19 protein-coding genes and 2 pseudogenes are annotated in these 18,200 nt (G+C 71.8%); 14 read left to right on the top strand and 7 right to left on the bottom strand.

All coding sequences use genetic code 11. The annotated features are described in order from the left end of the window. Window positions 1-84 precede the first annotated feature (84 nt). The gene (locus tag ACWGJ2_RS20550) at window positions 85-1,344 is read left to right on the top strand and encodes a PP2C family protein-serine/threonine phosphatase (RefSeq protein ID WP_453347573.1); all 1,260 of its coding nucleotides are present in this window, start codon (window positions 85-87) and stop codon (window positions 1,342-1,344) included. A 184-nt stretch (window positions 1,345-1,528) separates the two neighbouring features. Here the strand turns inward: ACWGJ2_RS20550 and ACWGJ2_RS20555 are convergent, their stop codons facing one another. Beyond that, complete coding sequence (locus ACWGJ2_RS20555) at window positions 1,529-2,035, bottom strand: MarR family winged helix-turn-helix transcriptional regulator (protein WP_453347574.1); 507 nt, start codon at window positions 2,033-2,035, stop codon at window positions 1,529-1,531. Between the two features lie 400 nt (window positions 2,036-2,435). Between ACWGJ2_RS20555 and ACWGJ2_RS20560 the strand changes: the two genes are divergently transcribed. Next, window positions 2,436-2,876 (top strand): nitroreductase family deazaflavin-dependent oxidoreductase, encoded by a 441-nt coding sequence (locus tag ACWGJ2_RS20560; RefSeq protein ID WP_453347575.1) that lies wholly within the window; start codon window positions 2,436-2,438, stop codon window positions 2,874-2,876. Window positions 2,877-2,930: 54 nt separating this feature from the next. Here ACWGJ2_RS20560 and ACWGJ2_RS20565 read toward each other — a convergent pair whose 3' ends face one another. Continuing rightward, a complete protein-coding gene (locus tag ACWGJ2_RS20565; protein WP_453347576.1) occupies window positions 2,931-3,968 on the bottom strand; it encodes a phosphotransferase enzyme family protein in 1,038 nt (345 codons plus the stop codon). Between the two features lie 95 nt (window positions 3,969-4,063). Here ACWGJ2_RS20565 and ACWGJ2_RS20570 point away from each other — a divergent pair, with 95 nt between their 5' ends. Next, window positions 4,064-4,738, top strand: a complete 675-nt coding sequence (locus tag ACWGJ2_RS20570; protein WP_453347577.1) for a class I SAM-dependent methyltransferase — start codon at window positions 4,064-4,066, stop codon at window positions 4,736-4,738. Window positions 4,739-4,814: 76 nt separating this feature from the next. Here the strand turns inward: ACWGJ2_RS20570 and uvrA are convergent. Continuing rightward, window positions 4,815-5,084, bottom strand: a pseudogene (uvrA, locus tag ACWGJ2_RS20575) (ABC-ATPase UvrA); the annotation flags it as partial. A gap of 282 nt (window positions 5,085-5,366) precedes the next feature. Between uvrA and ACWGJ2_RS20580 the strand changes: the two are divergent. After that, window positions 5,367-6,122, top strand: coding sequence for a MerR family transcriptional regulator (locus ACWGJ2_RS20580; RefSeq protein ID WP_453347578.1), 756 nt, complete (start codon window positions 5,367-5,369; stop codon window positions 6,120-6,122). 130 nt (window positions 6,123-6,252) lie between these two features. On the opposite strand, the gene ACWGJ2_RS20585 is transcribed toward ACWGJ2_RS20580, so the two are convergent. Then, on the bottom strand, window positions 6,253-6,330 hold the full coding sequence (locus ACWGJ2_RS20585; protein WP_370443954.1) for a 50S ribosomal protein bL37: 78 nt from the start codon (window positions 6,328-6,330) through the stop codon (window positions 6,253-6,255). Between the two features lie 432 nt (window positions 6,331-6,762). Here ACWGJ2_RS20585 and ACWGJ2_RS20590 point away from each other — a divergent pair, with 432 nt between their 5' ends. From ACWGJ2_RS20590 to ACWGJ2_RS20600, 3 genes are all read left to right on the top strand, one after another. Continuing rightward, window positions 6,763-7,734 carry an SGNH/GDSL hydrolase family protein gene (locus ACWGJ2_RS20590; protein ID WP_453347579.1) on the top strand — a complete coding sequence of 324 codons (972 nt, stop codon included), beginning with the start codon at window positions 6,763-6,765 and terminating at the stop codon, window positions 7,732-7,734. Window positions 7,735-7,844: 110 nt separating this feature from the next. Further along, window positions 7,845-9,284, top strand: coding sequence for a basic amino acid/polyamine antiporter (locus ACWGJ2_RS20595; RefSeq protein ID WP_453347580.1), 1,440 nt, complete (start codon window positions 7,845-7,847; stop codon window positions 9,282-9,284). Between the two features lie 57 nt (window positions 9,285-9,341). Beyond that, complete coding sequence (locus ACWGJ2_RS20600) at window positions 9,342-10,625, top strand: arginine deiminase (protein ID WP_453347581.1); 1,284 nt, start codon at window positions 9,342-9,344, stop codon at window positions 10,623-10,625. A gap of 91 nt (window positions 10,626-10,716) precedes the next feature. On the opposite strand, the pseudogene ACWGJ2_RS20605 reads toward ACWGJ2_RS20600, so the two are convergent. Beyond that, window positions 10,717-11,311 (bottom strand): annotated as a pseudogene (locus tag ACWGJ2_RS20605) (zinc-binding dehydrogenase). Window positions 11,312-11,400: 89 nt separating this feature from the next. On the opposite strand from ACWGJ2_RS20605, the gene ACWGJ2_RS20610 reads away from it, so the two are divergent. Next, a complete protein-coding gene (locus ACWGJ2_RS20610) occupies window positions 11,401-11,784 on the top strand; it encodes a winged helix-turn-helix transcriptional regulator (protein WP_453347582.1) in 384 nt (127 codons plus the stop codon). Here the strand turns inward: ACWGJ2_RS20610 and ACWGJ2_RS20615 are convergent. Continuing rightward, the gene (locus ACWGJ2_RS20615) at window positions 11,781-12,431 is read right to left on the bottom strand and encodes a class I SAM-dependent methyltransferase (protein WP_453347583.1); all 651 of its coding nucleotides are present in this window, start codon (window positions 12,429-12,431) and stop codon (window positions 11,781-11,783) included. The genes ACWGJ2_RS20610 and ACWGJ2_RS20615 overlap by 4 nt on opposite strands. Before the next feature lie 122 nt (window positions 12,432-12,553). Here ACWGJ2_RS20615 and ACWGJ2_RS20620 point away from each other — a divergent pair, with 122 nt between their 5' ends. The 5 genes from ACWGJ2_RS20620 (at window position 12,554) to ACWGJ2_RS20640 (ending at window position 15,791) form a co-directional block, all read left to right on the top strand. Then, complete coding sequence (locus ACWGJ2_RS20620; protein ID WP_453347584.1) at window positions 12,554-13,426, top strand: DUF4344 domain-containing metallopeptidase; 873 nt, start codon at window positions 12,554-12,556, stop codon at window positions 13,424-13,426. A gap of 118 nt (window positions 13,427-13,544) precedes the next feature. Next, window positions 13,545-14,600, top strand: a complete 1,056-nt coding sequence (locus ACWGJ2_RS20625) for a YihY/virulence factor BrkB family protein (protein ID WP_453347585.1) — start codon at window positions 13,545-13,547, stop codon at window positions 14,598-14,600. 179 nt (window positions 14,601-14,779) lie between these two features. Then, window positions 14,780-15,253, top strand: a complete 474-nt coding sequence (locus ACWGJ2_RS20630; RefSeq protein ID WP_453347586.1) for a phage holin family protein — start codon at window positions 14,780-14,782, stop codon at window positions 15,251-15,253. Beyond that, on the top strand, window positions 15,250-15,528 hold the full coding sequence (locus ACWGJ2_RS20635; protein WP_453347587.1) for a DUF3618 domain-containing protein: 279 nt from the start codon (window positions 15,250-15,252) through the stop codon (window positions 15,526-15,528). Before ACWGJ2_RS20630 ends, ACWGJ2_RS20635 begins: the two co-directional genes overlap by 4 nt. Continuing rightward, window positions 15,525-15,791 (top strand): DUF4235 domain-containing protein, encoded by a 267-nt coding sequence (locus ACWGJ2_RS20640; protein ID WP_453347588.1) that lies wholly within the window; start codon window positions 15,525-15,527, stop codon window positions 15,789-15,791. Before ACWGJ2_RS20635 ends, ACWGJ2_RS20640 begins: the two co-directional genes overlap by 4 nt. Before the next feature lie 176 nt (window positions 15,792-15,967). Here ACWGJ2_RS20640 and ACWGJ2_RS20645 read toward each other — a convergent pair whose 3' ends face one another. Then, entirely contained in the window at window positions 15,968-16,765 is a 798-nt protein-coding gene (locus tag ACWGJ2_RS20645; protein WP_453347589.1) for a VOC family protein, read from the bottom strand. 204 nt (window positions 16,766-16,969) lie between these two features. Here ACWGJ2_RS20645 and ACWGJ2_RS20650 point away from each other — a divergent pair, with 204 nt between their 5' ends. After that, the gene (locus ACWGJ2_RS20650; protein WP_453347590.1) at window positions 16,970-18,190 is read left to right on the top strand and encodes a cytochrome P450; all 1,221 of its coding nucleotides are present in this window, start codon (window positions 16,970-16,972) and stop codon (window positions 18,188-18,190) included. The last annotated feature ends 10 nt before the right edge of the window (window positions 18,191-18,200 follow it).

Below are 18,200 nucleotides of genomic sequence, written 5' to 3' on the forward strand. Positions count from 1 at the left end.
CGGTGGCGCCGCCGGTGGCGTGTGCCGGCCCGTCCGACGACGGTCGCGTGGGCGACGAGGACTGCACGAGAACTGGGAGACGTGGTGGACAAACTCTTCGCCGTCGAACGGGCACTGCGCACCGCGCTGCCGGACACGCTGCCGGAGGTCATCGCGGACGCGCTGCGGGAGCACTACGGCGCCTCCGGCGTCGAGCTGCGCATGATCGACTACGGGCTGACCACGCTCCAGGCAGTGGGCGCTTCCGGCACCGCCCCGGCGCCCGGCGCGGCACCCGCGCCCGTGTCCGCGTGGAACACCCCCCAGGGCCGTGCCTTCGGCGCCCAGGAGCCGGTGCTCGTGCCCGAAGCGCGGGGCGGGCGCGTGACGGCGCATCTCCCGGTGACCATCCGGGGGGACCGGATGGGCGTGCTCTCCGTCACCCTCCCCGAGGAGGAGTGCGGCAAGGAGCTGCTGAGCGGGCTGGAGTACATCTGCGAGGCGCTCGGGCACGAGGTCCTGGTGGCCGAGCGCGACACCGACCTGTACCTGCTCGCGCGCCGCACCGCGCGGCTCACCCTCGCCGCCGAGATGCAGTGGCAGCTCCTGCCGGGGCGCTCCTGCGTGCGGCCCGAGTTCGCGCTCGGGGCGCACCTGGAACCCGCCTACGCGATCTTCGGCGACAGCTTCGACTGGGCCGTCACCGCCGACCATCTGACCCTCTCCGTCGTCAACGGTATGAACGAGGGGATGGACGCCTCACTGCTGACCAACCTCGGGGTCAACGCGCTGCGCAACGCCCGGCGCGCCGGTCTCGACCTCGCGGGCCAGGCCGTCCTCGCCGACCAGGCGATCTACGCGCAGTACCAGGGGGCAGCGCATCTGTCCGTGCTGCTGCTGCGCTTCGACCTGGCGACGGGCGAGGTGGAGGCGATCGACGCCGGTTCGCCGCGCATCTGGCGGCTGCGTGACGGCGTGGAGCCCCTGTCCTGCGAGGCGCAGCTTCCGCTGGGCATGTTCGAGGACACGCGGTACGTGGCCGAGCGCTTCCGTGTGCGTCCCGGCGACCGGCTGCTCATCGGGAGCGACGGGGTCTACGACACCTCGTCCTCCGCGGGCGAGTCGTACGGCGAACGCGCCCTCGGCCGCACGCTCATGGCCACCAGGCTGCTGCCCGCCGCGCAGGTGCCGCGCGCGGTGCTCCGCGAGCTGGGGGAGTACCGGGAGAACTCTCCGGTGCACGACGACGCCCTCGTGATGTGTCTCGACTGGCACGGACGGGACGAGCGCGACGGGCACGACGGGCGGGACGGACGCGAGGAGGACGGGGTGGCGGCCCGGATGCGGTCGTCGCCGGAGGGGTGAGCCCGAACCGCGGGCCACCCCAAGACACTTGCCGCTTGACAACTGTCCACGCATGACAACAATTGGATCGTGTCCCGGCACTCTGCGGTGTGCCGGGGTGCGCGGGCACGGAAGGTGTCCCGTGGCGTGCGTGGACCGTGCGCTGCCGGGTGTGCGTGGAGCGAGGGAGAGAGGGCCGAGGTGGTCAGGCGGGTCTGACGGCGCTGTCACCGCTCGCGGGACGTGATTTTGGGAGCGAGGCATCGACCGCCCCGCGAAAGCTCCTGAGCCCCTTGAGCAGTGCTTCGCGATCCCTCGGGCGCATCGAGGAGAGGACGGCCAGCAGGGCGTCCTCGCGCTGGCTCCGCAGCCTTCTCAGATACGCCTTGCCGTGCCCTGTGAGGTGCAGCTCCAGTTCGCGCCTGCTGGTGGGGCTGGGGAGCCGCTCCACGAAACCGAGCGCTTCGAGCCTGTCGCACAGCCGGCTGACGGAGGAGGACGCGGCGCCCAGTGCCTCGCCGAGCGTGCGCAGGTTGATGCCCTCGTCCCGGTCGATGCAGTGCATGACCCGGAGCTGCGAGGCGGAGACCGGCGCGGTGGACGCGGCGTCCTTGCCGCGTTCCCACAGTACTTCCAGCAACTCGATGACCTCGGTGGCCGTCTGGGCGGTCTCGTGCGGGTCATGGCCGGGGGGTGTGCGGTTCGCGCCCATGACAGTGACACTCCATCTCGGCGGCGCGGCCCCGGGCGGGGGGTCCGCGCTTGCCTGCTCGCTTGCGTTCCCGGGAAGCGGACAGGGCGCGCGTCGCGCGGAGGTGCTGCTGCCCCGGATGCGCGAGATGGCCATCGGCACACTGAGGCGTCCGCCACGCGGCAACCCTATCCTTGCCCCTCGCTTGTTCCCGCCCTGGGCGATGTCATTCCGGGTGCCTCCTGGCGCCTCCCGGTGCTTCCCGGTGCCTCCGGGTGATCGGCCCGCCCCGGCGCCGGCCTGGGCCGCGTACGGGGCGCGCCGTTCCGGAGGCCCGTGAAATAGCGCGGGCCCTGGCATTGTTGGCGCCTGAACACGCCCGTGACGGGCGGTGTCCACACGTGGAGAGAGGACCAGCGGGATGCCACTGACCGGCGAGTACGAGCCCAGCCCGACGGAGTGGGTACGGAACCAGGTCGAGCAGTACGAGCGCTCGGGCGGCACCGAGGGCACGACGATGAACGGAATGCCGGTGATCGTGCTGACCACCAAGGGGAACAAGTCCGGCAAGATCCGTAAGACGCCGCTGATGCGTGTGGAGCGCGACGGGCGTTACGCGGCCGTGGCGTCACTGGGCGGCGCGCCGAAGCACCCGGTCTGGTACCACAACGTGCTGTCCCACCCGACGGTGGAACTCCAGGACGGTCCGGTGCGCAAGGAGTACGTCGCACGCGAGGTCACCGGCGAAGAGAAGGCCGAGTGGTGGGACCGCGCGGTGGCGGCGTTCCCCCCTTACGCCGAGTACCAGAGCAAGACGGACCGCGAGATCCCGGTCTTCGTCCTGGAGCCCGTCGACGGCTAGATCGCGGGGGGCGCTGCGCTGGACCGTCCGGGTGGGACCGGCGCCGCGCCCCCGTCACAGTGCCGCGTAGGTGCGTTCCGCGATGTCGATGACGTTGCCAGGGCGGAACTGGCCCGCGAAGTGCCGCAGGTTCTGAGCCCGGTCATCGGCGCCGGTCACCGAGCCGTCGTCGCCCTCGCCGGAAAGCAGTGCGTCGCAGAACTCGGCGACGTCCTGCACGATGCGCTCCAGACGGTAGTAGGCCAGCGTCTCGCGGTCGGGCGCCCCGTCCGTCCCGTCCCTGCCGTACCCCCGGTAGAACGCGGCGCACTCCTCAGCCCGGTTCCAGGTGCCGCCCACGCCGCCGCCGACGAACATCAGATCGCGCTCCCTGGGCGCCAGCACGGGGTCGTCCCAGTCGACGACGGTGAGCGAACCGTCGTCCCCGGCCATGACGTTGCCCCCGTGCAGATCCCCGTGGCACAGCACCGTCGCACGCCCCCGGTCCCGCAGCACAGCCGCCAGCCGCTCGGCGCGCGCGACGATGCCCGACAGCTGCCGGTGGTGCTCCACGAGCAGCGCCGCCAGACCCCGCGCCGGCGCGTCGGGCAGTTGCTCCGGCGGGCCCGAGGCGAGCCGGGCACGCACCTTGTCGCGCCACTCGCCGCCGTACGTCTCGACGCGGACCGACGCGCGCAGCGCCGTCGGCAGGTCGCCGATCTCGTGCAGCGCGCGGACCGAGGCACCCAGCTCCGTCCACTGCTCGGGCGTCAGCTCCGTCTCGAAGCCGCTGCGCCCCTCGACGAACGGCTGGAGGACGGCGGCGTGCCCGTCGAGATCCGTCACGAGCCTGCCGTGACGGTCGGGCACGGGAGCGACGACGCGTGCCGCCCCCGCGCGGGCGAGGAAGTCCTGCAACTCCACCTTCGAGGTGTCCACGCCGCCGCGCCGGAGCTTGAGGAAGTGGACGCCGGTGTCCGCGACGACGCGGTACGCGGCGGCGTCGGCGTCCGCGCCGAGGTTCAGGAAGGCGACCTCCGAGACCTCCAGGCCGTAGAGATCCTCCAGATGCCGTACGAGCGCGCCGTCCCCGGCGCCGGGCTTCGCGATCACGGGACACAGTGTCGCAAGTGGCCGCCGTGGCGGGCGTGTCCGGGGAAGGCACCCGGGCGCGGGGCGCGCCGGGGAACGCTCTAGTCTCCTCGCTCGTGACCGAAACCTCCGCACACCTCGACGCGACGGCCGATGCCTACGATGCCGTGGCCACCCTCTACGCCGAACTCGCCCGCGACGCGCTGGACGGCTTTCCGCTGGACCGCGCGGTGCTGGCCGCCTTCGCCGAGCAGGTGCGGGCCACCGGGCCCGGCACGGGCTCCGGCTCCGGTCCCGGCCGCGTCGCCGAGCTGGGCTGCGGCCCCGGGCAGACGACCGCGCACCTGCGGGACCTCGGGCTGGACGTCTTCGGCGTCGACCTGTCGCCCGCGATGATCGCCCTCGCCCGCGAGGCGTACCCGGACCTGCGGTTCGAGGTCGGCTCCATGGACGCTCTGGACCTGCCCGACGGCGAGTTGAGCGGCATCGTGTCCTGGTACTCGGTCATCCACGCCCCGCCCGAGGACATGCCAGCGTACCTCGCCGAGTTCCAGCGGGTGATCGCGCCGGGCGGCCACCTCCTGCTCGCCTTCTTCGAGTCGGAGGGCGGCCCTGTGACGCCGTTCGACCACAAGGTGGCGACGGCCTACCGGTGGCCGGTCGACGACCTCGCCGCGCTGGCCGGTGCCGCCGGTTTCACCGAGATCGGCCGGATGCTGCGCGAGCCGGGCGAGGAGGAGCGCTTCCGCCGGGGCCATCTGCTGATGCGCCAGGACGGTCCACGCGGCTGAACGCCCGCACCGCGTACGGGTGTGCCTGCCGGGCCGGGCGGGAGCCGGGCCGGCAGGCACACCCGAGCCCGGGGCACTACGCGGGAGCCACCTCCTTCGGGCTGCCCACCGCCATCACCTCGCCGCCCGCCGCGCCTCCCGCGGGACCGAGGTCGACGACCCAGTCGGAGGCGCGGACCACATCGAGGTCGTGCTCGATGGCGACGACGGTGTTGCCCGCGTCCACGAGCCGTTGCAGCACGTCGAGCAGCCGGGCCGTGTCCGCCGCGTGCAGCCCTGTGGTGGGTTCGTCGAGCAGGTACAGGGTGCGGCCCGTCGCGCGTGCGCCCAGTTCCCTGGCGAGCTTGCCCGAGCCGGAGAGGCCGGTCAGGACGACGAGCTGGTTCTTCGGTATGTCCAGGGAGACGTTCCTGAGGTTGTGCAGGCGCGCGCCCCGCACGCGGATCGAGCCGTCCGCACGGTGGACGGGAGCCTCGGATGTGCGCTTGCTGTCGATGACGTCCATACTTTCAAGTTTTCCATTGAACTTCTTGTGTGGACTTTTTCCCGGCGGGGGCCTGAACAGACAGGGGAGAGGCCCGCATAACCTTCAACTCGGGGTGAAGCCGATGGCCGAAGGGGACGGGCGATGAGCGGGAAGCAGGCGCAGGGGAAGGGACGCCGGGAGAGGGCGGGGCTGCGGCCCGTCGACCTGGCACGCGCGGCGGGGATCTCGACGCAGCAGGTCCGCAACTACGAGGAGGCGGGCATCCTGCCCCCGGCGGCGCGCACCCCCTCCGGCTACCGCACGTTCGACGCCGGACACGAGGGGGCGCTGCTCACCTACCGGGCGCTGGCGAAGGGGTACGGGCCTGGCACGGCGCGGGCCGTCATGCTGGCCGTCCACGAAGGCGACGTGACAGGGGCGCTCGCCCTCGTGCACGCGGACCACGCCGCGCTGCACGGGCAGCGGCTCTCGCTCGAAGCGGCGAGCGAGGCACTGGAAGCCCTCGCGCGGCAGAAGCCAGGCGCCCCGGCTTCGCCGTCGTCGGGGATGCGCATCGGGGACGTGGCCGCGGCCGTAGGGGTGCGGACGTCGGCGCTGCGCGTGTGGGAGTCGGCCGGACTGCTCACCCCGGAACGCGAACGGGCCACCGGCTACCGCCGCTTCCACGCGGCCGACGTCCGCGACGCGCGGCTGATCAGCATCCTCCGCCAGAGCCACTACCCGCTGCCCCGGATCCGCCCTGTGCTCGACGGGCTCCGGCGGACGGGCAGCAGCGACGCGCTGCGCGCGGCGATTGCACAGCGGCGCGCGGAGGGCGTGCGCAAGGGGGCGGCCATGCTCGAAGGCGCGGGGCGGCTGCACCGGTATCTCACCGACGAGGGCCTCGTCGCGCCGTAGCGGCCGGGGGCGGGGAAGTCCGGCCGGGAGGGGGGCGGCGGGGCCGCCCCGTGGAGTCCCCGCGTCCGGAGCGGCGGTGCGCGGCCGGGCGCGGGGAACTCTCAGGTAGGGTCCGTCGGAACCCGTCCGTTCAGGACTGGGGACGGCTGCCGTGGTTGGCCCCGTTCTTACGACGTGCCTTCTTCTTGCGGCGGCGCTTCGAGGACATGGCGTCTCCTTTCTGGGTGATGCTTTTCGCCAAGTTTCCACCCTTTCATACGGGTGTCCCTCTTGGCGATCACGGGTCCCCGTGCCCAGCGGCCCGGCCCTCACCTGCCCCGTGAAGCACCTCACGGTGCCACAGGCAGAGCAACGGCCGCACGGGCCACCCGCATCACCCATCACACCTGCGTCACCCGTGCCACGCGTGCCCCGGTGACCCGCCCCACCCCGGCGGTCGGCCGCCGCAGTCCACGGGGAACCTTCGCCGGGTCCGTGCCGGGCCGCGGATTTGTGCCGGGACGACAATGCGCGCGAGAATGATTCGCCTCCCGGTGAGCGCCTTTCCCGGCGGGAATTCCTTTCCCGCAATGCCCATTGACACCTTTCCCGGGCGCCAGCATTCTCTTGCGACGCGGGGGCCGCCACTTGGGAGGAAAGTGTGTCCGAGCGTCGTTCTCTTCGTCTCCGCTCGCCCCTTCGCCGACGGATATCCCGTGTCGCGGCACTGCCCCTGGCCGCCGCTCTCGTGGGCACCGCGCTGAGTGCTTCCTCGGCCGCGACAGCGGCCGCGGCGCAGCCGTCGGCCGGCGGGCGCTACGTCGCGCTCGGCGACTCCTTCACCGCGGGTCCCGGCATCGCCGACCAGGACCCCGACTCGGGGCTGTGCGCGCGTTCCGACAAGAACTACCCCTCCCTCATCGCGGCCGAGACGGGCGTGTCCAGCTTCACCGACGTCAGTTGCAGCGGCGCCGTGACGGGCAGCATGACGGCGTCGCAGTTCGGGAAACCGCCGCAGTTCGACGCGCTGAGAGCGGACGACGAACTGGTGACGCTCGGCATTGGCGGCAATGACGCCGGGTTCGCCGGAATCATCGTCACCTGTGTCCTCCTCGCGGCATTCGACCCCGAGGGCGCCCCCTGCGAGAAGCACTACACGAGCGGCGGAAAGGACCAGTTGGAAGAGGATATTCTCGCCGTCGAACCGAAGATCGCGGCCACGCTCGAGGGAATTCACGAGCGTGCGCCGAAAGCGCGCGTCGTGGTCGTCGCCTATCCCGTCATCCTGCCCGAATCCCGCGCGGAATGCGTCCCGGACAATCCCAACAGAAACGCCGTCGCCGAAGGCGACGCGCCCTACCTGAACGCGAAGCACCGGCTCCTCAACGCCGTCATCGCCCGCCAGGCGGAGGCCAACGGCGCCACGTTCGTGGACACGTACACGCCCAGCCTCGGCCACGACGCCTGCCAGGCGCCGGGCGACCGCTGGATGGAGGGCATCTGGGATGTCCGGAACGGCGCCCCCGTCCACCCCAACGGCCTCGGCATGCGCGCGATGGCCGACGCGGTCCTGGCCACGCTGGACGGCGACGCCGTCGCGGCCCCGAGGGGGCGCTCGGCGTCGTCACATTGAAATGGCCTGACATAAGGCAAATCCACCCAAAAAGTTGCTAGGTTTCTCCTTCGACGGAGCGCGGGCGGACGTCTTCCGCCCGCGCCACGCCCGCGCTGACGAGGGAAACCATGAGCGACGCCGAGGCCGCGGCACGACCGGCGGCCAAGCTGACCCTGCTGACGTTGACCGCGATGGTCGTCGGTTCGATGGTCGGTGCCGGGGTGTTCTCGCTGCCGCAGCGCTTCGCGCAGGAGACCGGGGTCGCGGGGGCGCTGATCGCCTGGGCGGTCGCCGGGGCCGGCATGCTGATGCTCGCCTTCGTCTTCCAGACACTCGCCGTCCGCCGTCCTGACCTGGACGCGGGCGTGTACGCGTACGCGAAGGCGGGCTTCGGCGAGTACCTCGGCTTCTTCTCCGCCTTCGGCTACTGGGCCAGCGCCTGCGTCGGTAACGTCACCTACTGGGTTCTCATCATGTCGACGGCCGGCGCGCTGGTGCCGGTGCTCGGGGACGGCGACACCGTGACGGCGGTGGTGGTCTCCTCGGCCGGGCTGTGGGGGTTCTTCCTGCTGATCCGCCGGGGCGTGAACGAAGCGGCGGCGATCAACCGGATCGTGACGGTGGCGAAGACCGTTCCCATCGTCTTCTTCGTGATCCTGGCGCTGTTCTACTTCGAGCCCTCCGTCTTCGCGGACAACTTCGGCGGTGCCGACTACGCGGGCTCCCTCTTCAACCAGGTCAGGGGCACCATGCTCGCCACCGTCTTCGTCTTCCTCGGCGTCGAGGGGGCCAGTGTGTACTCGCGGCACGCCAAGCGCCGCGAGGACGTCGGGCGGGCCACGGTCCTCGGCTTCCTCAGCGTTTTCGCCGTCTTCGCCTCCGTCACGATCGTCTCCTACGGGCTGCTGCCGATGGCCGAGATCGCCGAGCTTCGGCAGCCCTCGATGGCCGAGGTGCTGGAGTCGGCGGTCGGCACCTGGGGGAAGGTCTTCGTCAGCGTCGGCCTCGTCGTCTCCGTGCTCGGCGCCTACCTCGCCTGGACCCTGATGGCCGCCGAAGTCCTCTTCGTCGCCGCCAAGGACAAGGACATGCCCCGCTTCCTGGCGCGGTCGACGGCGGCGGACGTCCCCGAGAACGCGCTGCTCATGACGACCTGTCTCAGCCAGGTCGTGCTCGTCGTGACGCTGTTCTCCGCTGACGCCTTCAACTTCGCCCTGGACCTGACCAGCGCGCTGAGCCTGATCCCCTTCCTGCTGGCCGCGGCCTTCGCGGTCAGGACCGCGGCGCGCCCTGCCCGCCCGGAGGCGGTGGGGCGCTCCACCCGTCGCGAGCTGGTCATCGCCGTGGTGGCGACGCTCTACACCGTGTTCCTGCTGTACGCGGCAGGGCTGAAGTTCGTCCTCGTCTCCTTCATCCTCTACGCCCCGGCGACCCTCCTGTTCGTCAAGACCCGCCGGGAGCGGGGGCGACGGCTCTTCTCCCCGGGCGAGGTGGTCATCTGCGCGGTGACGGTCGCCGGCGCCGCCGTCGGCGTGGTGGCGCTGGCCCTCGGCTGGATCGAGCTGTGAGAGCCCCTGCTGACCCCACTGACCCCATGTCGTCGCTGACCCCATGTCGTCATCGAGATGTCGTCATCGAGCGAAAGGCCCACCGTGACGAGCACAGCCCCCGCTTCCGCGCTCGGCGTCCACTCCGAAGTGGGACGGTTGCGCAAGGTCCTGGTATGCGCCCCCGGGATGGCCCACCGGCGGCTGACCCCGACCAACTCCGACGATCTGCTGTTCGACGACGTGATGTGGGTGGAGAACGCCCAACGGGACCATGCCGACTTCGTCGCCCAGCTCACCGACCGGGGGGTGGAGGTCGTCGAGCTGCACGATCTGCTCGCCGCCACCATGGCGATGCCGGAGGCCCGGGCCTGGCTGCTCGACCGGAAGATCGACGCGAACGAGGTGGGCCTCGGCCTGGTCGACGACACCCGCGCCTTCCTCGACACCCTCTCCCCGCGCAGGCTCGCCGAGTACCTGATCGGCGGGCTGGCCACCGCCGATCTGCCCGACGCGTTCCGTTCGGCGTACCTGGGACTGGCCCGCGAGGGCCCGGGCGCGCGTGAGTACCTGATGCCACCGCTGCCCAACACCCTCTACACCCGCGACACGACCTGCTGGCTCTACGGTGGAGTGACGCTCAACCCGCTCTACTGGCCCGCCAGGCACGACGAGACCCTGCTGATGAAGGCGGTCTACATCTTCCACCCCGACTTCCGGGAAGCCACGGTCTGGTGGGGCGATCCGGAGGAGAACTGGGGCCGGGCCACCTTCGAGGGCGGGGACATCATGCCCGTCGGGAACGGCGTCGTGCTCATGGGCATGAGCGAGCGGACCTCGCGGCAGGCGATCACGCAGGTCGCGAACGCCCTGTTCGCGCGAGGCGCGGCGGAGCATGTGATCGTCGCCGGGATGCCGAAGCTGCGTGCGGCGATGCACCTGGACACGGTGTTCACCTTCGCGGACCGGGACATCGTGACGCTGTACCCGCGCATCATGGGCGGGGTCCACACCTTCTCGCTGCGCCCCTGCGACCGGGCGCCGGGAATCGAGATCACCGACGAGGGCGCCACCCCGTTCACCGAGGTCGTGGCCCGCGCCCTGGGCCTGTCCCGGCTACGGGTGATCGAGACGGGCGGAGACGTCTACGCCTCCGAGCGCCAGCAGTGGGACAGCGGCAACAACGCGGTGGCACTGGAGCCGGGCGTCGTCTTCACCTACGACCGCAACACCCAGACCAACGCGCTGCTGCGGCAGGCCGGAGTGGAGGTCGTCACCATCGTCGGCGCGGAGCTGGGCCGGGGCCGAGGAGGCGGGCACTGCATGACATGCCCGCTGATCCGCGACGCGGTGGCCTTCTGACCTGACCGCCTGGCTCGTTCCTTCGTCCCCGGCGCCGGGGCGCACTCCGGAACCGGCCGCTGCCCCGCGACGGGATCGGACGGTGACGGGGTCAGACGGTGAGGACGAGCTTGCCCTGGAGGTGGCCGCCGTCGAGCAGCCGGTGTGCGTCGGCCACCCGCTTGAACGGAACGTTTCCCGCACGTGCACCCGGAGCCTGCCCTGCTCGACGAGTCCGACGAGACGCACTTCGAGCGACCGCGCGGCGGCCTCGCCGCCGGGTGTGTCGAGCACGACGTCGATGTCGCGGACCGCCCCGGTGAAGTCGGCCGCCGTGTAGTCGATCACCTCGTCGGCGCCGAAACCCTCGACGAACCTCCGCTTGCTGCCGCTCGCGGTCGTGATCACATGCGCGCCGCGCGCCTTCGCGATCTGGATCGCGACGTGACCGACCCCGCCACCGCCGCCGTGGACCAGGACGCGGTCGCCCTCGGTCACGCCGCCCAGGTCGACGAGGCCCTGCCACGCCGTCAGCCCGACGACCGGCAGCGCGGGAACCGGCCGGAGCGCAGGAGCGCCTCCAGCGGGTTCGGTCCGACCGCCTTGACGCGGACGAGGACCTCGGTCGGGAGGGGCCGGGGCTGGGGCGCGTCCACGATGGTGAGCGCTTCGGGACCGCCGGGCGTCCGCTGGGTGATGACTCGCATGATTCTCCTGGCGCGGAAACCTGACTGTGAAAGGGGGGGAGAACCCAAGCTATGTTTCCGGAAGGAACCAGCAGGTACCTTTGCTGGTCATGAGCGGTTTCGGGCCAGGTGACCCCTTCCTCGCCGACTGTCCTGCGCGGCTGGCGGTCGAGCTGATCGCCGACAAGTGGACGGTGGTCGTGCTCTACGGCCTCAGCAGGGGCCCGGTGCGTCATGGCGAGCTGATCGGGCTGATCGGCGGCATCTCCCGCAAGATGCTCACCCAGACGCTCCGGCGGCTGGAGGCGCACGGGCTCGTCCGCCGCCACGCCTACGCCGAGGCGCCGCCCCGCGTCGAGTACGAACTCACCCCGCTCGGGGCAACGCTGATCGATCCGATCCACACGCTGACCGAGTGGGCGAGGGCCAACGGCGACGCGGTCCTCGACGCGCTCGACGCCGGTCCCGAACCGGTCGTCCAGGACACTCCCTAGCTACGCCGGGCGATGATCTGGAGGTGCTCGGCGGTGTGCCCGTGCAGCGTGGGCGCCGTGCCCGTGCGTTCCTCCTCGACCGCGAATCCGTGTGAGCCCAGCAGCTCGCGCAGATGCTCAGGGCGGTGGTGGCGGAAGGTCGCGCCGTCGGCCGTGGTGAAGACGCCGTACATGTGGTGCGCGGCCGGGCTGTCCTCGTAGCGCCGCACATTGCGCGCGTCGCTCTGCACCGGCACATCGCTGACGTACAGCACCCCGCCCGGCCGCACGAGCCTGGCCACCTCCGCGACGATCGTCCGCTGGGCCGCGTCCTCGGGCACGCAGTTGAGGACGACGAACAGGAGTGCCGCGTCGAAGGAGGCGTCCTCGAAGGGCAGGGGGAGCGCCGGCATGTGGGTGAGGTCCAGCTCGGGGTGCTCGCGCCGCCCCCGCGCGATCAGCGCGTGCGAGGGGTCCACGCCGTGGACGTGGCCGTAGCCCAGCGCCGCGAGCTGGGCGGTCAGCCGCCCGTAGCCGCAGCCGTAGTCCAGGACGCGCGCGTCACGGGGGAGATAGGTCTCCAGCAGCTCGGGGTCGAGGGGATGGGTGAAGGTCTTGGTGGAGCCGACGGCTTCCCAGTAGCCGTCCACTGCCGGGTGTTGGGCCATGGACGGACGCTACCGGGAGCGCGGCGCCCGCGGTGGCCCGTCGCCGCGCGGGGTCCGCGCGTGCGGCGGTAATGAGCCAGTCCCGGATTGCGGGCGAGCGGGTCGCGGGCGAGGGTGAGGGGATGCGGATCACGTCCGGGCCCGGCCGAGCGCGTGACCTGTGCGTTCTCGCTCTCGCTGCGGCCGTGGCCGCAGCCGCCTGCGCGACGGGCACGGGCGGCCCCGCGCGCTCCCGGGAGCGCGCTGCGGAGCCCTCGTCGTCCTCTCCGTCCGCCTCCAGGGGCGGGGGCGCGGGCCTGTCCGTCGAGTACCGGCACGCGGGGGAGGCGGAGAGGTGGGCGCGGGACTTCCTGCGGGAGCGGAAACTGCCCCAGGAGGTGGCCCGGCACCTGAACGGGCAGCTCGACGCGCCCACCGCCGTCCGGCTGCGTGCCCGCTCCTGCGGCAGCTCCGACATCTCCTACGACCCGGTCGGCAAGCGCGTCGACGTCTGCTACGAGTTCGTCGACGAGGTGCGCGCGATGTTCGCGGACGCGGGACGCGCCGACGTGGAGGGGCGGACGGCGGGCGTGGTGCGCGAGACGCTCTACCACGAGGTCGCCCACGCGCTGCTCGGCCAGCTCGACCTGCCCTACGTCGGACGGGAGGAGGACGTGGCCGACCAGTTCGCGGCGTACGAACTCCTCCCGCAGGGCAGGCGGGGCTCCGCCGCGCTGCTCGCCGCGGCCGACAACTACGCCCTCTACGCCGAGGAGGCGGGCCCGGACGGCGTCGACTTCTCCGGCGAGCACACCCCGGACGCGGCGCGCTCGGCCAACTACCGCTGCTACCTCTACGGTTCCGCTCCCGCCACCCACGAGCGGCTGGTCGACGGCACGCACCTGAGCGAGGACCGGGCCGAGCTGTGCGTGGACGAGTACGAGGACCTGGAACGCGGCTGGAAGAAGCTGCTCGCGCCCTACGCGGCCGGGAAGCGGACCGGGCACCGGTCGTGAGCGGGCTCCGGATACGCGAGGGTACGGAAGCGGTCGGAGATGCTCCTGTTTCACCCCGAATGGCCCAATAATCGGTGTGTGGGGTTAGGGGCTCGACCCCGGGGGTTACTCGCACCGCGTGGCTAGGAAACGGCAGACCCCGGCACATGTCAGCGGCGAGCGGAACGGCCCGGGAGCCCCTGGGGACTCCGGCTCCGGACCGGCTCCGGACGTGGAGCGCGCCGCTCCCGACCAGCCCACGCACCTGGGCGGCAGGTCGTGGAAGGCGGCGCTGCGGCGTACCGCCACCGAGTTCAAGGACGACGAGCTGAGCGACCGCGCGGCAGCGCTCACCTACTACTCGGTACTGTCCCTGTTCCCCGCGCTGCTCGTCCTGGTCTCGCTGCTGGGCATCGCGGGCCCTTCGGTGACGGACACGGTCCTGGACAACGTCAAGCAGCTCGCGCCCGGGTCGGCCCGTCAGATCATCACCGACGCGGTGAAGCAGTTGCAGTCCAGCGGCGGCACGGGCTCCGTGCTGGCCATCGTGGGTCTGCTGGGGGCGCTGTGGTCGGCCTCGGGCTATGTCGCCGCCTTCATCCGCACGTCCAACACCGTGTACGACATCCCGGAGGGCCGCCCGGTCTGGAAGGTCACGCCCCTGCGGCTGGCCGTGACCCTGGTGCAGATGGTCCTGGCCTGCGCGAGCGCCCTGATCGTGGTCTTCACCGGCGGCATCGCGCGGCAGGCGGGCACGGCACTGGGCCTGGGGGACAGCGCCATGACCGTCTGGTCGATCGCCAAGTGGCCGGTGCTGGTCGTGCTGGTCACCATCATGATCGCGATCCTGTACTGGGCATCGCCCAACGCGCGTCTCCGGGGCTTCCGGTGGGTCACCCCCGGCAGCTTCCTCGCGCTGGTGATCTGGCTCGTGGCCTCGGGACTCTTCGCGGTGTACGTCGCCAACTTCGGCTCGTACAACAAGACGTACGGCACCCTCGCGGGCGTGATCATCTTCCTGGTGTGGCTGTGGATCACCAACCTGGCGATCCTGCTGGGCCTGGAGTTCGACGCCGAGCTGACCCGCGAGCGCGCGATCGTCGGGGGCCACCCCGAGGACGAGGAGCCCTATGTGGCACCCCGTGACGACAGCAAGTGGACGGAGACGGACCGCAAGCGGATGGGTGCGGAATGACGCGCCGCCCGCGCCCGTATCCGGCGCATGGTCGCGGACGCGGGCCGGTCCCGCCAGCGGGGAGCGGCCCACCGGGTGAGGCAGGTCGCCGGGCCGGTCCGGGCGCGCGTATCCGCGTATGACACCGCCCGTGACGGGTAGTGCGGGCGGACGGCAAACGAGGAAAGGCAGGCAGGGTGATGAGTCATTCCGTCGAGGACCGGACGGCCCCGCAGACGCGGGCGCCGACGCATACGCACACGCACACCGCGCGGCGCGGTGACGCGCACACCGAGGAGTCGGTGGGCGTGCTGGTGTCGCGGGCGACGGAGCAGTTCTCCCGGCTGGTCCGTGAGGAGATGCAGCTCGCCCAGGCGGAGATGCGCCAGAAGGGCAAGCGCTTCGGGCTCGGCGGCGGCATGTTCGGCGCCGCGGGCCTGGTCGGCATCCTGGCGCTCCAGGCCATGGTGGCCACCGCGATCATCGCGCTGGCGCTCGTCCTGCCCTGGTGGGCGTCCGCGCTCATCGTCACCGGGGCGCTGCTGCTGATCGCCGGAATCCTGGCGGCCCTGGGCAAGCGGCAGGTCAGCAAGGCGACACCGCCCGCGCCCCAGCAGGCGATCGAGAGCGTGAAGGCCGACATGGCCGAGATCAAGGAGAGGGCGCACCGATGACGCACGGCTCCAGATCCGCCGCGGACGGCGCGGCTCCCTCCCCGCAGGAGCTGCGTCTACGGGTGGAGGACACACGCGAACAGCTCGCCCGCACCGTCGAGGCACTGGCGGCCAAGGCGGACGCCAAGGCTCTCGCGCGGCAGAAGGCGGCGGGGGCCAGGCAGGCCGCGCGCCGCAATCCGGTGCCGCTCATCGGCGCGGGCGTGGGCGCGGCCGTCGTCGCGGCGCTCGTTCTCGCCGCAGGACGCAGGAGCAGGAGGAGGTGCGGGCGATGAAGGGCTCGAAGCTGCTCTACAAGCCGGTGGGCCTGGCGCTGGGCGCGCTCAGCGGTGTGGTGGCCGGTGCGGCCTTCAAGCAGCTGTGGAAGCTCGTGGGGCACGACGAGGACGCCCCCGACGCCACGGACGAGGACCGGGCCTGGCGCGAGATACTGCTCGCCGCCGCGCTGCAAGGCGCGATCTTCGCGGCGGTCAAGGCCGCGGCGGACCGAGGCGGCGCGACGGCCGTCCGCCGCGTCACCGGCACCTGGCCGGGCTGACGCCCGGCGCCTCCACGGCCCGACTGCCTGCGGCCCGGTGGCCGGGCTGACGCCAGGCGGGTCACGGCCGGTGGCCGGGCCGTAGGCCGACGGGCGCCCACCACGCGCCGCAGGCGCCCGCGCCCGTCGGACGTCCCACCGGCCGGACCCGTCGGACCGTCAGGCCGTCAGACGCCTCAGGCGTCCTTCCACTCGGGCATGTCGCCCGCCGTCGTCCCGGTGTCGAGCAGGACGAAGGAGGCGCCCTGCGGGTCCGACACCGCCGCGAGCCTGCCGAACGGCGTGGTCTGCGGACCGAACCGCAGCACGCCCCCGTTGCGTGTCGCACGCTCCACCGCCGCGTCGCAGTCGTCGACGCCGAAGTAGAGGTTGATGGACGGCGGGGCATCGGCGGGTACTTGGTCCGACATCTTCAGCCGCCCCAGGACGGTGTTCTCGCCGACCTGCAAGGCGACGAAATCGACCTCGTCGCTCACCATGCGCCGTGCGCGGTAGGGGAAGACGGAGGTGAAGAAGGCGTCGGACCGCTCGGGCTCGCGGGTGAAGATCTCGGCCCAGCAGTACGTCCCCGTCTCGCCGCTCGCCTCGAAGCCCTCGTGCACGCCTGCCTGCCAGACGCCGAAGGTGACGCCCGTGGGGTCGCGCGCGATGAGCATCGTGCCGAAGTCGTCGACCCGCATCGGCCCCATCAGCACTTCGCCGCCGTTGTCGCGGACCTTCTGGGCCGTGGCGGCGGCGTCGGGCGAGGCGAGATAGAGGCACCAGGCCGACTGCGGCCCGTCCTCCCCGGGCATCGGGGGGACGACGGCGGCCACGGCCTTGCCGTCCTTGTACGCCTGCGTGTAGTTGCCGAACTCCGAGGCGCTCTCGCCGAAGGTCCAGCCCAGCACTTCGCCGTAGAAGGCTTTCGCGCCCTCCACGTCGGTGAACATCGCGTCGGCCCAGCAGGGTGAGCCCTCTGGCAGTGCGGTCATGATGGCGACCTCTCCCGCTCGGTTCCGCTCGGTTTCCGGTCGGTGGACCGCTCCGTCTTCCACGGTAGTGAGTTACCGCCGGGTCCGGCAGACGAGATCCGTCCGTTTGTTAATTCAGTTGATTGACTTAAGAGTGTGGATCCGGTTGACTGCCGCGTGCCCGGCTCACCCCACACGCCCGGCACGCTTCGAGGAGGCAGCCACATGACGCAGGTCCAGGGCACGGAACCGCTGTCCTATCCGATCGCCTCTCCAGCACCCCTGGAGCCGCCCCCGGAGTGGGCGGAGCTGCGGCGGACGTGCCCGGTGGCCCGGGTGACGCTGCCGAGCGGCGACGAGGCCGCGCTGCTGACGCGGTACGAGGACGTGAAGACCGCACTCTCCGACCCGAGGCTGAGCCGCGAGGCACTCGCCTCGCCGGACGCGGCACGCGTGGCCGCCGGTGACTCGGAGGGCATCTTCAGCAGCCCCATGGCGAAGGCGCTCAACGACGAGGGCCACGAGCGCTGGCGGCGCATGGTCGGCAAGTGGTTCACGGCGAAGCGGATGACGGCGCTGCGCCCCGGCATGGAGGCCATGGCCGATCAGCTCGTCGACGGGATGCTGGAGCACGGGAAGCCCGCCGACCTCGTCGCGCACCTGGCCTTCCCCCTCCCGGTGTTCGTGATCTGCACCATGCTCGGGGTGCCGGAGGGCGACCGGGACAGGTTCAAGAACTGGTCCGACACCTTCCTGAACACGACGGGGTACACCCGCGAGGAGACACGGGCAGCGCACGAGGAGTTCGCCGCCTATATGTCGGGGCTCGTCGAGGAGAAGCGCGCACGTCCGGGGGACGACCTCCTCAGCCTGCTCATCGCGGGCGCCGACGGCGACGGCGAGCCCATGTCCGAGGCCGGGCTCGTGGCCACCGGGCAGGCGCTGCTCCTCGCGGGGCACGAGACCACGGCGGGCTTCATCACCATGATGGTGGCGCACCTGATGGCCGACCGCCGACGCTGGGAACGGCTGCTGGCCGACCCCTCGAAGACCCGCCTCGCCGTCGAGGAGGTGCTGCGGTACGACCCGAACGGCAGCGGCTTCGGCATGCTCCGCTACGTGCACGAGGACACCGGACTCTCCGGCGGCGTGGTGCCCGCCGGTACCACCGTCGTGTGCAGCATGGCGGCGGCCAACCGCGACGAGCGCGCGTGGCAGGAAGCGGACACCATGGACCTGGGCCGCACCCCCAACCCGCACCTCACCTTCGGCGCAGGGCCGCACTCCTGCCTCGGCCAGCCGCTGGCCCGCACCGAACTCCAGGCCGTGCTCGGCGTGCTGCTGCGCAGGCTGCCCACCCTCGACCTCGGCGTCGAGGTGACGGACCTGCGCCGCCAGGACGGCATGCTGACCACTCCGCTGCGCGAACTGCCGGTGACCTGGTGAGCGGCGGCGG

The organism is Streptomyces sp. NPDC054796 (genome assembly GCF_053611545.1).